Origin of the sequence: Salinibacillus xinjiangensis, assembly GCF_009649735.1 — a bacterium.
GTDB classification, from domain to species: domain Bacteria; phylum Bacillota; class Bacilli; order Bacillales; family Alkalibacillaceae; genus Salinibacillus; species Salinibacillus xinjiangensis.
Genome location: NZ_WJNH01000013.1, coordinates 35664 through 49638 on the forward strand (window position 1 = coordinate 35664; position 13975 = coordinate 49638).

Consider the following 13975-nt stretch of genomic DNA (forward strand, 5'->3'; position numbering starts at 1 on the left):
ATGTCAGTAATTAGTACGCCGCAATCGTTCCGTCTGTTCTAGACTCCGTTCCACCGTAAAGTGTTCCGTTTTCCTCGTCTCTCCAAATAATTTGACCTCTACCAAAAGCACCTCTATCTAACTGTACTTGAATCTCATGCCCTTTCCGCGCCAGTGCTTCAGCGATGTGTGTTGGGAAGTTTGGTTCAACTAAAACCTTTTTCCCTTCTACCCATTGCCATCTAGGGGCATCCAAGGAGGCTTGTGGATTTAAGCTTAAATCAATTGTGTTCATAATCACCTGCATATGTCCCTGTGGCTGCATAAAACCTCCCATGACTCCGAATGGTCCAACAGGCTTTTGGTCCTTTGTTAAAAAACCTGGAATAATTGTATGGTAAGTTCGCTTACCACCCATTAACACATTGTCATCCTCTTCATTTAAAGAGAAATTATGACCACGGTTTTGTAAAGAGATTCCGGTTTCTGGCACCACTAAACCTGAGCCAAAGCCCATATAGTTACTTTGAATAAAGGACACCATATTTCCTTCATTGTCTGCTGTTGCTAGGTATACTGTTCCACCTTTTGGCGGATTTCCCGGCTCTGGTTCAATAGCTTCTTCTTCAATAAGAGCACTTCTGGACTTTGCATATTCCTCTGATAATAATCCTTCTACAGTCTGTGACATATGCTTTTCTTCAGTAATGTATTTCTTTCCGTCTTCAAATGCTAGTTTCATAGACTCAATTTGTTTATGATAGAAATCTAGTGAATTTGTGCTAGTTGATTCAAAGTGTTTCATTGTATTAAGGGCCATTAAAGCAATTAGGCCTTGGCCATTCGGTGGGATTTCCCAAACATCATAGCCGCGATAATTCACAGAAATCGGGTTTACCCATTCCGGTTTATAAGCCGCTAAATCTGCTTTCTTTAAGAAACCATTGTGTTTCTTTGAAAAGGCATCAATTTGATCAGCAATTTCGCCTTCATAGAAGGACTTTGCCTTTGTTTCTGCAATTGACTTTAATGTACGCGCATGACCTGGTGACTTCCAAACCTCTCCTACTTCAGGCGCCCTGCCATTTGGAGCAAAGGTATCAAACCAATGCTTAAATTCGTCACCTTGTAAATTTTCCGTATATTTTTTCACAGCCGACTTCCAATACTTAGCTAGTGTTGGAGAGAGAGGAAAACCATTTTCTGCGTATTCAATGGCTGGTTGTAACACATCTGTGAGTGGTAACTTTCCAAAACGCTCTGATAATTCTGCCCATGCTCTCGGTGCGCCAGGAACAGTAACAGGAATCCATCCAAACTTCGGAATTTCATCATAACCGAGTTTTTTTACCGCTTCTACTGAAATATCCTGTGGTGATGGACCACTTCCGTTCAACCCATGTAGTTTCCCTTTTGTCCAAACAAGAGCAAAGGCATCTCCACCAATACCGTTAGAAGTTGGCTCCACAACGGTTAATGTAGCTGCAGTAGCGATGGCAGCATCAATGGCATTTCCACCTTTTTTCAAAATATCTAATCCTGCTTGAGCCGCTAATGGCTGTGAGGTTGCAACCATCCCTTTATTAGCAATTGTCGTATTTCTTTGAGATGAGTACGGGTGATATAGGGTGTCAAAGTTCATAACATTTCCTCCTAAGTCATTTTTTAAAATAATTTTGATATATTAACTGCCCAGTAATGAGTAATATAGCTACACCTACAGTAAGTAAAATGGCAATAGGAAAGTTTACCCATGTTAAGGATAAGTAACCGAACAGTGCAGCTAAAATTCCAGTGAGACTGTTTACTTTCTTATTAACAAACCTTATTACAATAACGGGGAAAAAAGCCACCATCCATATTCCGAAAATAAAAAACAAAAATGAAAAGTGCATCCATTGTTGATCTAAGGAAACAAGAAAGAAGATGAATGAGGGGAGTAACCATACTAACCCCTTATGAAGAAAACGAAATCCTTCAATCTTTTTAAACTCCATACGAAATGTATCCAGTAAGGTAAAGAGAAGAAAAATACTTACTAGCCAGAAAACAATTCGATAGTCAATGGTATATAGTAAGTCCCTCACGACGGTAAACGTAGAGTCAAATCCACCCTCATAAATAACGGAAAGAACAATAATAACAAACGAAATTGGCGTTGATGCCCACGCAATTCCACTGAGTAATACCACTTTGTAGTTGCTTTTCGTTTCTAAAATATAGGCAATCGACTTAGAATCAACTAGTATTCTACTCATAAACACCAGACATACTGCAAAGGTGAAGATTTCAAGATCGCCCCATTCTACATACAATAGATAAGGATGGTATAAGCGAAGACCACTAAAGATAACTTCTGCATCATTTGTCACATAAGTATAAACCATTAAGCCCGTCGTTATTAAACTTAAAAATATTAATTTAACTTGGTGTCTTATTGGGGGTAATTTCTGAACATATAAAAATAAAAAACCGACCCCAATGAATATCACGATCCCCACTGAAAGGTGATTCGAAAACAATATACTGATTACCATTCCGCCACCAATTGCTATCATAAATAACTGCATAAGTGAACTAACAATATAATAAAGTTGCAATACCCAGTCCGTTTCCACCTGTATACTTCGCTTATCCACAAAATAAGTTAAGTAAAGATAGCATAGGGAAACAGCAATCAAGACCGCAACACCAAAGAAAATTCCTTCCATCAGGCCATAGTGAATTAAAAAAGAGGGTCCAGTAAAAAGGGCACTAACGGATAACCAACGAGATATGATTTTTACTGGGTTTGTCGAATCAATGGATGAGTACTGTTTATTCATCAGCTTTGATGCCCTCTTCCCTAAATTCCTTAGGTGTTTGGCCTACCTTTTGCTTAAATGTTTTGCTAAAGTAATGTAAGCTGTTAAACCCACATTGATCTGCAATTGAAGAAATACTCTCCGTCCGGTTATTTAATATTTTTTCCTTCGATTTCTCTATACGATAGTCGAGAACATAGTCTGAAAACTTCTTCCCTGTTTCATCATGAAACTTCCTACTTAAGTAAGATGGATTAATGTGAATTTGTTCGGATATTAAGGATAAGTTTATGCGTTCATGGTAATTTTGATGAATGTAATTCAATGTATCTAACACGACAGTTGAAAAGTTATATTGTTGGACATACCTACCAAGTACTTCTTTTAATTCCTCTTCAATAATAGGCTTGGTCAGATAGTCATCGACACCAATTCGAATAGACGTTTTCGCATACCGAAAATCTTGATAAGCAGATAACATGACAATATTCACCTGTGAAAAGCTTTTTTTCATTTCCTTTGCTAAAGTTAATCCATCTTTTCCAGGCAATTCGATATCAAGAATAGCCAACTGAATATTGTGTTGATTCAGAACTTGTAGAGCCTGAATACTATCCACACAGCTAAAGGTTTCCCATTGTGGATGGAACTCTCCAATTAAATATTCTAATTGCTTTAACACAAATGGCTCGTCGTCAACTAGGAGTATTTTCATGTTCTTCACCACTCTTATTAGTTTGCAAGGGAAAGCTCACGCTGGCGGTCGTACCTGTATCAGACGGGCAAACTAGTAAATTTACATTCTCTTTACCAAAAAGCAACATCAAACGTCTTTGGATATTGTCTAAGCCATGACCAGAAGGCGTTGCTTCCATTTGTTTTAAGTTAATTCCCACACCATTATCTATAACTTGAATAACCAATCTTGTATCATCATTCTTTAAGAGAATTTTAAGATATTTCTCCCCAGCCTTTTTTTCTAGTCCGTGTTTAAAGGCGTTTTCTGTTAGGGTTTGTAATGTATATGGGGGAACCAAAGCATCATACACTTCCGAATCCACCTCATACTCGATGGTTAAATAAGATTCAAATCTTGCTTGTTGAATGGCCAAGTACTTTTTGGTTTGTTCAAATTCCATTGAAAGTGGAATCAGCTGATCTTGTACTTGATAGCTAAACCTTAAATACTGTGAGAAGTTTTCAATCGTGTTTACTAACTGCCTTTTCTCATCAAGCCGAGCATATCCAAGAATTAAATTAATCGTATTAAACAAAAAGTGTGGTTGAATTTGAGCGTTTAGCTGCATGTATTTACTTTGCTGGAAGTCTTTTTCTAATTCTACATTTTGTTGTTTGACCTTCATTAGCCGGAATTCCTTTTCATAGCCCATAATCATGAAAAGGGCAATGACACTAATAATAGGAATAAACACAGCTATGATAATCATCGTTGTAAACCATTCTTGGCTGATGAGCACAACATATCACTTCTTTTATTTAATAGTTAAGATAGTTCCTCAGCATAAAAACAGGCTACCCTATTTGTTTTGTCGCCTACTTGCTCTATAGTAGGCTCATTTTGCTTACAATATTCAGTTGCAAATGGACACCTAGTATGGAATCTACAGCCCGTAGGTGGATTTATTGGTGATGGAACATCCCCTTTTAAAATAACCCGCTCTTTACGCTTTGTACGATCTGGCTCTGGAATAGCCGATAATAAAGCTTTTGTATAAGGATGCTGTGGATGATCAAAAATATCTTTTTTCTCACCAATTTCAACCACTTTCCCTAAATACATAACCATAACACGATCGGATATATGTCGAACCACACCTAAATCATGTGAAATGAATAAATAGGTTAAATTATACTGTTTTTGCAGCTTCTTTAGCAGGTTGAGAACTTGTGCTTGTACGGATACATCTAAGGCGGAAACGGCCTCATCACAAATAATCAGCTTAGGGTTTGTTGCTAGTGCTCTTGCAATACCAATTCGTTGCCTCTGTCCACCACTAAACTCATGTGGGTAACGGTAGGCATATTCTGGACGCAATCCTACTTGTTGAAGCAATTCTTTAACCCTATCCAATCGTTTTTCTCTTGGCATATCGGTTAGTATTTCCATAGCTTCTTCAATGATTCGCCCTACCGTCTGTCTAGGATTTAAGGAAGCAAAAGGATCCTGAAAAATGACTTGAATATCTTTACGAGCCGCGCGCATTTCCCGTTTAGTTAAGTCTAATAAATTAATATTGTTAAATCGTACCTCACCTGATGTCGGGTTTTCAAGTCTTAATATTGAACGGCCTGTTGTAGACTTCCCACAACCAGATTCACCCACAATGCTTAGGGTTTCGCCTTCATATACCGTAAAAGAAACATCATCAACTGCTTTTACGTGATTAACCGTCCGGGAAAAGATCCCCCCTTTAATCGGGAAATACTGCTTTAAATTAGTTACCTTGAGAAGGGGCTGCTTCTTTGTTGATGTCACCATTTTGGCTCTCCTCCTTATTCCATTCATCTGTATAAGCGAAACATCTAACCTTACTTCCAGACTCGAGCGGCGTTAATTCTGGTAGCTTCTCGTGACAAATATCTTTTGCAATTGGGCATCGAGGTGCAAACCGGCATCCCTTTGGTAAATTATCTGGATTCGGCACAGTTCCCTCAATGGCATAAAGCTCATCAACATCTTCATCAATTCTAGGCATTGCTTTTAATAGCCCTTGCGTGTAAGGATGAAGTGGGTTATCAAATAATTGATCCACGTGTGTATGCTCAACTACCTTTCCCGAATACATGACGACGACATTGTCACAGGTCTCGGCAACAACTCCTAAATCATGAGTAATCATAATAACAGCTGAATTAAACTCTGACTGAAGCTTCTTCAACAAATCTAATATTTGAGCTTGAATCGTTACATCTAAAGCTGTTGTCGGTTCATCCGCAATTAGGAGTGAAGGGTTACAAGCAAGAGCCATAGCAATCATAACTCTTTGCCTCATCCCACCACTTAGTTCATGTGGTTCTTGCTTGGCTCTTTTTTCAGGAGAAGGAATCCCGACTAGCTCTAGCATCTCTACAGATCGTTTCCAGGCTTCGGATTTATTTAAACCTTGATGTATACGTAAGGACTCAGAAATTTGCTCCCCAACCGTAAAAACAGGATTTAAGGATGTCATAGGCTCCTGAAAGATCATGGAAATTTGGTTACCACGGATGGATCGCATTTCTTCCTCGGATTTATCTAGTAAATTTTGATCTTTAAAATAGACACCGTCACCAGAGATTTCACCCTGTTCATCTACCAGTCTCATAATCGATAAGGATGTCATACTCTTTCCGCACCCAGATTCACCCACAATCCCTAGGGTTTCGCCTTCCTTCACTTCAAAATCAACACCATCGACGGCCTTTACAACTTTTTTACCTGACTTAAAATGGGTTTTTAAACCTCTTACCTTTAAAATTTCTTTGCTTGTCATGGTGAAACCCCCTAGTTTAGATCTACTTTCTTATCAACAAATTTATAGGATATATCCACGATTAAGTTCACTAACACAAATAGTGCTGAAACAACTAGAATTGACCCTTGAACTAATGGTAAATCTCGCATTCGAATCGCGTCGACAATCATTCGTCCTAATCCATTAATGGCAAATACGGATTCCGTTAACACCGTCCCACCTAATAAAGCACCGAACTGTAAACCGACTACGGTGATAACTGGAACTAAAGCATTCTTTAATGCATGCTTATACACAATATATCTTTGTTTAACACCTTTAGCTTTTGCCGTTCGAATATAATCTTGTCTGATAACCTCTAGCATACTTGATCGAGTCATTCTTGCTACAATGGCAGCACCACTTGTCCCTAACGTAAGAGCCGGCAATACAATATGAGCAAACGTTCCCCATCCGGAAACCGGGAATATTTGGAATTGAACAGAAAAATACAAAATTAACATTAAACCTAACCAGAAGTTTGGTAGAGATACACCGATTAGAGCTGCAACCATAATACTAACATCAGTTAGAGAGCGTTGTTTCGTCGCAGAAATCACCCCTGCTAAAAGACCTAACACAACGGTAACAACAATACTCCAAAAGGCTAATTCGATGGTCACTGGTAAACGAACCAAAATCTCATCTAATACAGGTCGGTTTGACCGGATAGACGTACCTAAATCCCCTTGAATTACATTTTTAATATAATCAAAGTATTGAATATAGAGTGGTTGATCTAACCCTAATTGAGAACGTAATTGATTGACTTGTTCTTCAGTTGCACTTTCACCTGCTAATAAGACAGCAGGATCACCCGGTACCATTTGCATAATTAAAAATACAACTAGAGAAACACCTATTAATACTGGAATTGTTTGAAGAACTCTTCTGACGATGAATATAAACATAGACGATCCTCCTCTATTAGTTTTTCATCCTTGGATCTAACGCATCTCGTAATCCATCCCCAAGTAAGTTAAAGGCAATTACGATAATGGCAATCGCTAACCCTGGGAATGTTGCCACGTGCGGTGCTGACCAAAGGAAAGTTCGTCCATCCGATAGCATGGCTCCCCACTCAGGTGAAGGAGGCTGTGCGCCCATTCCTAAGAAGGATAGTCCCGCAGCTGTTAAGATGGCTGTTGCTAATCTTAATGTTCCTTGCACAATAATAGGTGACATAATGTTCGGTAATATATGGAGGAAAATAATCCGAAAGTCACTTGCTCCAAGTGCCTTTATCGCATCAATATACTCCACTTTCTTTAACGTCATTGTGGAACCACGGACAATTCTTGCAAAGGTAGGAACAGAGAATATTCCAACCGCAATCATAACGTTTATTAAATCTGGACCTAGCGCACTGATAATCGCTAAAGCTAGCAATATACCAGGAAAGGCTAATAAAACATCTATAATTCTCATGATGACTGTATCTACGAATTTACCGTAATAACCAGAAATCAACCCAAGTGCAATGCCAAAAAAGGCACCAATTAATACAGAAACAACTCCAACTGTTAGAGAGAGTCTGGAACCGTATATAATTCGACTTAAAATATCCCTTCCCTTATCGTCTGTCCCCATCCAATGATCTGCAGTAGGCGGCTGCAATTTATTAGGTAAATCAATCCCTAATGGATCGTAAGGAGCAATCCAAGGAGCAAATACCGCTGCCACAAAATAAATAAGTACGATAATTCCTCCGACCAGGGACATCTTATTTGTCACTAACTTCACCATAAGAGACTTGACCCTTTCTAGCCGAGGTGACTTTTTCTTTGGAAGGAAGTTTGGATCTTCTATTGTAGTTTCTACATTTGATTGATTTATTTCCATGGCCAATCCCCCTAAGTTTATTTATTAGAATATAAATTATCAGAATTTAAGGAAACTTTGTGCTTTTTTTCGACATAAGTCAAAATAATACAACAATTTGTAAAAATATTAAAAACATAATATTCAGAAATTTTCTATAATCGATTTAATATACAAAAAAGGTGGTGTCGTAAAGTTGTACCAAAAACGGTTGGAAAGTTTACATCAGCATATGAGCGATCAGCAAATTGAAGCTGTATATTTATGCTCTGATGTGAATTGTTACTATTTTTCTGGGTTTACAGGTTCTAGTAGAAACATTGTAATCAGTTCTAAAACAAATTACTTTTTTACCGATTTTCGATATGGAGATCAAGCTCAACAAGAGGTACAAGAACATGAAATAAAGGTTGTAACTCCACCTTTATTAAACACGGTCGTTGAAACCCTTTCAGAGCAGAAGGCCAAAAAGATAGGTTTAGAGTTTTCAAAGCTTAATACAAAAGACTATCTTTATTTAAAAGAAAAGCTGCCTGATGCAGAATTTATTAATGTGGATCCGTTTCTATCAGAAACAAGAATGATCAAAGACGAGGTAGAATTATCCTATATTAAAAAAGGGATGGAAATTGTGGATTCAACCTTTACCCACATTCTCTCTTATTTAAAAACTGGAATTAGCGAAAAGGAACTAGGTCTCGAACTAGAGTATACGATGAAAAAATTAGGTGCAGATGGCATAAAAGAAAACCATGTCATTGCAACAGGAGCTAGGTCTAGTTTGCCTCATGGACAAGCTACCAATAAAATCATTGAACATGGTGATTTTGTCAAAATGGATATTGGTGCCAAAGTAAACGGTTATTATACTGATTTTACACGAACCGTTGTAATGGGTGAGGCAACAGAAGAACAACTAAACATGTATTCAATCGTAAAAGAAGCACAAGAAGCTTCACTAGCTGCTATCAAAGCAGGAAAGACGTGTGCCGAACTAGACAATGTGGGAAGATCTATTATTCAAAAGGCTGGTTATGGCGAGAACTTCGGACACAGTTTAGGACATTCTTTAGGATTAGAAATTCATGAAATGCCAGCCATGAGAAGTACTGACCAAACTGTTTTACAGCCAGGAATGGTTCTAACCGTTGAGCCTGGGATTTACGTACAAAATTTAGGTGGCGTACGAATTGAAGATTTAGTGGTTGTAGAGGAAAATGGCATCAACAATTTAACAACATCAACAAAAGAATTACAAATTATTCAATAGGAGGGCTTAGCATGAAAAAAATTGCGATGCTAATGGCTATAAGTTTCTTAGCCATTCTAATGATGACTGGTTGTACGAGTGAGCCACAAACAGGTGGAAGCTCAGATAGTGAAGGGGCTGAAGGTTCTGGTAATGGATCTGCAGCCGGAGATGAACTTATTATTGCTGTATTATCTGATGCAACACAATTAGATCCACATACAGGAACAGATATCCCATCTGCGAATGTGTATCATGGGAAAATCTATGAAGGATTAGTTAAGCAAGACGAAAATATGGAGATTCAACCAGCTCTTGCAACAGAGTGGGAGCCAATTGATGATGTAACATGGGAATTTACATTAAGAGAAGGGGTTAAGTTCCATGATGGGACACCTTTCAATGCTGAAGCCGTGAAGAAAAATTTTGAACGTATTTTATCTGAAGAAATTGCATCACCAAGAGCCACTTTGTTTGAAATGATTGAAGAAGTTAAGGTTGTAGATGACTATACTGTACAAATTAAAACGGCTTATCCGTTTGCTCCATTACTTGCAAACTTAGCTCACTATGCAGGGGGAATTGTAAGTCCTACTGCAGCCGAAAAGTATGGTAAAGAATTAGGTCAGCATCCAGTAGGCACAGGGAAATTTAAATTTGAGGAATGGACACCAGGTTCTCAAATTACACTCTCGACATACGATGAATACTGGGGTGAAACACCTTCTTATGAAACTGTAGTTTACAAAGTTGTTCCTGAGGACGCTACCCGTATCGCAATGGTGGAGACTGGCGAAGCACATTTAGCAGAGCCTGTTCCTGTAACTGAAATTGAACGTATTGAAAACAGCGACAGTATGAGCCTTAATCGCAGTCAAGGGTTAGGAACAGATTATTTAGGTTTTAACGTACAAAAAGAACCATTCAATAACAAAAAGGTTAGACAAGCCATTAACTACGCAGTTGATACTGAGCAAATTATTGAAGGTGTTTATAACAATGTTGGAACTGTAGCTGACAGCCCAATGGGTCCTGGTGTTTGGGGATATAACGAAAATGTAGAAGGCTATGAATACAACATTGAAAAGGCAAAAGAACTTCTTAAAGAAGCTGGATACGAGGATGGCTTTAAAACGTCTATCTGGACCAATGACAACCAAGCTAGAGTCGACGTTGCTGAGGTAGTTCAATCACAATTAAAAGGTATTGGGATTGAAGCTGAAATCAATGTAATGGAGTGGGGAGCTTACTTAGAGGCTACTGCCAATGGAGAGCATGATATGTTCATTCTAGGCTGGTCTAATATGACAGGGGATGCGGATTACAATCAGTACTTCCTTTTCCACTCTGAAGCTCAAGGAACGCCTGGTAACAGAACATTTTATGAAAACGAAAAAGTTGACGAGCTAATTGATGCTGGCCGTCAAGAAACTGATCCAGAAAAACGTCTAGAGATTTATGCTGAAGCACAGAAAATTGAAGTTGAAGATGCACCAGCTATTTTCTTACGATATGATGAGAACCTTGTTGCAGTAAATAATAATGTAGAAGGATTCTGGATGCATCCAGCCGGAATTTATATGATTGATGATATCACGATTAATGAATAATTGAGGTTTAACTACTCCTCCATGTCTTCACAATTCGTGAAGTATGGGGGAGTTTTAATTGGAGTTCAATAGTAAATAAGATTTGTTAGCAAATTCACTAACAGGATCTTCCTAATTGCATATGATCAAATGCATTGGGAAGTGTTAGCTATTAATTCTATCTAAAACCCTAGCAATCTAGTCATCACAGAACCTAATCAAGTCAAACATCTTGATAATCACGTCCCACCCAGACTCCTGGCTAGTTGCTCTTATACTATATACCTATCAACAAATTTGATCGTATAAAAAAGGTGTACCGAGTTGGTACACCTTTTTTTAGTCCTCTTTATTCTTGTTATTGCCTCGTTGCTCTTTTCTTTCTTTTTTAGCTTCTTCTTTTTCTTTTTTCATTTCTTCACGTTCTTTTTCTCTTTCCTTTTTAGCTGCTTCTCTTTTTTCTTCTCGCTCTTTCTTAGCCTGTTCTTGTTGCTCTTTTCTTTCCTTTTTAGCTTGTTCTTTTTCTTTTTTAGCTTCTTCTCGTTGCTTTTCTTTCTCTTTTTTTGCTTCCTCTTTTTCCGCCTCAGTAGTTACATTCTCTACTTCCTTTTCTACTTCTTCAACATCACGATCTACTTCTTCCTCAATCTTTTCTTCCTTATTTTCTAATTCTGCTTCTAGTTTCGTTACTTCGCGGTTTGCTTCCTCTTCAGAAATTTGCCCAGATTCTTCTTTTTCTTCAACTTCACTGACTTTTTCATCAAATTTTAATTCTGCTTCTTCAAGCTTTTTAAATTTCTTTTCTAGTTTTTCAAATGACTTTTGAATGTTTTTCATGATGGCTTCTTGAGCACGTGGATTATCAATCTTTTCTAAAACAGCTACTAAAGAATCAATATTGTTTGCAAGTTTATTTTCTGTTGAATCCTCTGTTTTAGTGGTTTCCTTAGATTCAGTTGCGTCTTCCTCTTCTTTTGTTTCTGTGTCTTCTGATTCAGTTGCATTTACCTCTACAGTTCCTTCTACTTCTTCAGACTCAGTTGTATCTTCATTTGTTGTTTCTTCCTCTGTTGTTTCTTCATTTGATTCAGAAAGTTTCTCACCTGCTTGCTCTTGTGTCAAAATGGCTTCGTTAAGTAATTTTTCAGCTTCTTCCGTTTTCCCTTCAGCAATCAAGGCATTTGCCTCTGCAATACGTTCAGCAGCAAAATCCGCTAATAATTGTGCTTCTTTATAGTCATCAAATGTTACCGCAAGGCGGATATTCTCAGCAATTGTTTTAGTAAAATAGAAAAAGTCCCCAGGAATTAATGATGGCTCGTCCACTTTTTCTTGAGTGGCATCTTCTTGTTCTTCTGATTCTTCTGTTGTTTCTTCTGATTCTCCATCTGTTTCCACTGATTTTTCAGTATCTTCATTAGCTTCCTTAGCCGTATCTTCATTTTCTACCTGTTCGGTTGTTGTGGTAGTTTTCATTGGAACTTCCGTAATCTCCTCATCCTCGTTTGCAAAAACAGTTCCTGTACCCATTGATAGAATAAGTGCTGATGCCAATAAACTACTAGTAATTTTTCGTTTCATAGTAACATATCTCTCCTTTTTTATTTTCTAGTAAAGGAATTCGTCAATGTTTTGAACCATATGTCGGTAAATGTTTAATTATCATGGAATTTTTTAAAAATAGGAAAAAATACACCCATTAATATAAAGCATATGAAAACTAAGACTTTTTGTCCTGGTTATTTTTTATTCCCAATTAACTTACTGGTGCATAAGCTAATGAAAAAGCGGAGGTATGCACATGTATAGATACCCATATCATTATAATCAACAGTATGTACCAATGAATTATTACGGTCAGCCTTACTTTACGGAATTTCGGCAACAGCCTAGTGTTCAACAGGTCCTGCAAAGATTGCGTTCTCAGCACGACAACTTATATTCAAGACTTGAACAAAATGGTATGAATAGACAAATTGCCGATTATGCCTTTTACTTTGTGGTCAATTATACACTGAATCAAGCGAACACAAATCTTTCAGCTAGCCAAATTTATAACCAGTTCCAGAGACAAGTACCATGGCTTAACCTGTTATTCAGACAATATAACATTCCTCAAAACGTAATGACGCAAGTGTTAACGAGAGTGATTCAAATTACGTTAAACATGATGCAAGGCGGTGGAGAGCAGCCTGGGCCTGGTCAAGGCTGGTCACGCTGGGAAAACTTAGGTGGAACATTAACTTCAGCTCCTGCTGTTTCCTCTTGGCAACGAAACCGATTGGATGTGTTTGCAAGAGGAACAGACCAAACTCTTTATCACAAATGGTGGAATGGACAGAGATGGAGTGATTGGGAAACCCTCGGTGGCACTCTAACCTCTGCACCATCTGCTGTTTCTTGGGGACCGAACCGCATTGATGTGTTTGTGAGAGGAACAGACCAAAGCCTGTACCATAAATGGTGGGACGGTCAAAGATGGAGTGATTGGGAAAGCCTTGGTGGAACGTTAACGAGTGGACCTGCTGTATCTTCACGCCGTTCCAATCAACTGGATGTGTTTGTGAGGGGTACCAACAACCGTCTTTATAAAAAGACCTGGAATGGCTCTCGTTGGCTGGATTGGGAAGATCTAGGTGGAAATTTAAACTCTGAACCGGCTACTGTCTCATGGGGGCCAAATCGCATTGATGTGTTTGCAAGAGGGCAAAATCGAAATTTAATACACAAGTGGTGGAATGGGTCCACTTGGAGTAATTGGGAAAATCTTGGCGGTACTTTGACTAGTGCTCCTACAGTTTCTTCTCGCCGACCAAACCAATTAGATGTCTTTGTAAGAGGTAACAATAATCGCCTTTATAAAAGAACCTGGAATGGCTCTCGCTGGGAGGACTGGCAAGACCTTGGCGGAACCTTGACCTCTGCTCCTGCCGCTGTTTCTTGGGGGCCAAACCGTATTGATGTGTTTGCAAGAGGGCAAAATCAAAATCTTATTCATTCCTATCTAGGACAATAAGG

At 38.4% G+C, this 13975-nt stretch carries 12 protein-coding genes; 3 read left to right on the plus strand and 9 right to left on the minus strand.

Annotation, left to right across the window (positions count from 1 at the left end; all coding sequences use genetic code 11):
• Positions 1 to 10: 10 nt before the first annotated feature.
• The 8 genes from GH754_RS16490 to GH754_RS16525 are packed head-to-tail and all read right to left on the minus strand — an operon-like array spanning position 11 to position 8140.
• Complete coding sequence (locus tag GH754_RS16490; protein ID WP_153729771.1) at positions 11 to 1621, minus strand: gamma-glutamyltransferase family protein; 1611 nt, start codon at positions 1619 to 1621, stop codon at positions 11 to 13.
• Positions 1622 to 1637: 16 nt separating this feature from the next.
• Complete coding sequence (locus GH754_RS16495; RefSeq protein WP_153729772.1) at positions 1638 to 2804, minus strand: hypothetical protein; 1167 nt, start codon at positions 2802 to 2804, stop codon at positions 1638 to 1640.
• The gene (locus GH754_RS16500; RefSeq protein ID WP_153729773.1) at positions 2797 to 3498 is read right to left on the minus strand and encodes a response regulator transcription factor; all 702 of its coding nucleotides are present in this window, start codon (positions 3496 to 3498) and stop codon (positions 2797 to 2799) included. The genes GH754_RS16495 and GH754_RS16500 overlap by 8 nt, the downstream gene beginning before the upstream one ends.
• The gene (locus GH754_RS16505; protein WP_153729774.1) at positions 3479 to 4261 is read right to left on the minus strand and encodes a sensor histidine kinase; all 783 of its coding nucleotides are present in this window, start codon (positions 4259 to 4261) and stop codon (positions 3479 to 3481) included. Before GH754_RS16505 ends, GH754_RS16500 begins: the two co-directional genes overlap by 20 nt.
• A gap of 26 nt (positions 4262 to 4287) precedes the next feature.
• Positions 4288 to 5283, minus strand: a complete 996-nt coding sequence (locus GH754_RS16510; RefSeq protein ID WP_153729775.1) for an ABC transporter ATP-binding protein — start codon at positions 5281 to 5283, stop codon at positions 4288 to 4290.
• Positions 5240 to 6277, minus strand: a complete 1038-nt coding sequence (locus tag GH754_RS16515) for an ABC transporter ATP-binding protein (RefSeq protein ID WP_153729776.1) — start codon at positions 6275 to 6277, stop codon at positions 5240 to 5242. Before GH754_RS16515 ends, GH754_RS16510 begins: the two co-directional genes overlap by 44 nt.
• An 11-nt stretch (positions 6278 to 6288) precedes the next feature.
• The gene (gene nikB / locus GH754_RS16520) at positions 6289 to 7209 is read right to left on the minus strand and encodes a nickel ABC transporter permease (protein WP_153729777.1); all 921 of its coding nucleotides are present in this window, start codon (positions 7207 to 7209) and stop codon (positions 6289 to 6291) included.
• Between the two features lie 16 nt (positions 7210 to 7225).
• The gene (locus GH754_RS16525; protein ID WP_194841388.1) at positions 7226 to 8140 is read right to left on the minus strand and encodes an ABC transporter permease; all 915 of its coding nucleotides are present in this window, start codon (positions 8138 to 8140) and stop codon (positions 7226 to 7228) included.
• A 175-nt stretch (positions 8141 to 8315) separates the two neighbouring features.
• Here GH754_RS16525 and GH754_RS16530 point away from each other — a divergent pair, with 175 nt between their 5' ends.
• On the plus strand, positions 8316 to 9389 hold the full coding sequence (locus tag GH754_RS16530) for a M24 family metallopeptidase (protein WP_153729778.1): 1074 nt from the start codon (positions 8316 to 8318) through the stop codon (positions 9387 to 9389).
• Between the two features lie 11 nt (positions 9390 to 9400).
• The gene (locus GH754_RS16535) at positions 9401 to 10978 is read left to right on the plus strand and encodes a glutathione ABC transporter substrate-binding protein (RefSeq protein WP_153729779.1); all 1578 of its coding nucleotides are present in this window, start codon (positions 9401 to 9403) and stop codon (positions 10976 to 10978) included.
• 318 nt (positions 10979 to 11296) lie between these two features.
• On the opposite strand, the gene GH754_RS16540 is transcribed toward GH754_RS16535, so the two are convergent.
• Positions 11297 to 12538: a DUF5667 domain-containing protein gene (locus GH754_RS16540; RefSeq protein ID WP_153729780.1), complete on the minus strand. Its 1242-nt coding sequence runs from the start codon at positions 12536 to 12538 to the stop codon at positions 11297 to 11299.
• Between the two features lie 220 nt (positions 12539 to 12758).
• On the opposite strand from GH754_RS16540, the gene GH754_RS16545 reads away from it, so the two are divergent.
• The gene (locus GH754_RS16545) at positions 12759 to 13973 is read left to right on the plus strand and encodes a DUF346 domain-containing protein (RefSeq protein WP_153729781.1); all 1215 of its coding nucleotides are present in this window, start codon (positions 12759 to 12761) and stop codon (positions 13971 to 13973) included.
• Positions 13974 to 13975 lie beyond the last annotated feature (2 nt).

Excerpts from the sequence above, each read along its gene's own strand:
- GH754_RS16540 (WP_153729780.1), bottom strand. The coding sequence starts at position 12,538 with ATGAAACGAAAAATTACTAGTAGTTTATTGGCATCAGCACTTATTCTA.
- GH754_RS16510 (WP_153729775.1), bottom strand. The coding sequence starts at position 5,283 with ATGGTGACATCAACAAAGAAGCAGCCCCTTCTCAAGGTAACTAATTTA.
- GH754_RS16545 (WP_153729781.1), top strand. The coding sequence starts at position 12,759 with ATGTATAGATACCCATATCATTATAATCAACAGTATGTACCAATGAAT.
- GH754_RS16500 (WP_153729773.1), bottom strand. The coding sequence starts at position 3,498 with ATGAAAATACTCCTAGTTGACGACGAGCCATTTGTGTTAAAGCAATTA.
- GH754_RS16525 (WP_194841388.1), bottom strand. The coding sequence starts at position 8,140 with ATGGAAATAAATCAATCAAATGTAGAAACTACAATAGAAGATCCAAAC.
- nikB (WP_153729777.1), bottom strand. The coding sequence starts at position 7,209 with ATGTTTATATTCATCGTCAGAAGAGTTCTTCAAACAATTCCAGTATTA.
- GH754_RS16515 (WP_153729776.1), bottom strand. The coding sequence starts at position 6,277 with ATGACAAGCAAAGAAATTTTAAAGGTAAGAGGTTTAAAAACCCATTTT.
- GH754_RS16490 (WP_153729771.1), bottom strand. The coding sequence starts at position 1,621 with ATGAACTTTGACACCCTATATCACCCGTACTCATCTCAAAGAAATACG.
- GH754_RS16495 (WP_153729772.1), bottom strand. The coding sequence starts at position 2,804 with ATGAATAAACAGTACTCATCCATTGATTCGACAAACCCAGTAAAAATC.
- GH754_RS16535 (WP_153729779.1), top strand. The coding sequence starts at position 9,401 with ATGAAAAAAATTGCGATGCTAATGGCTATAAGTTTCTTAGCCATTCTA.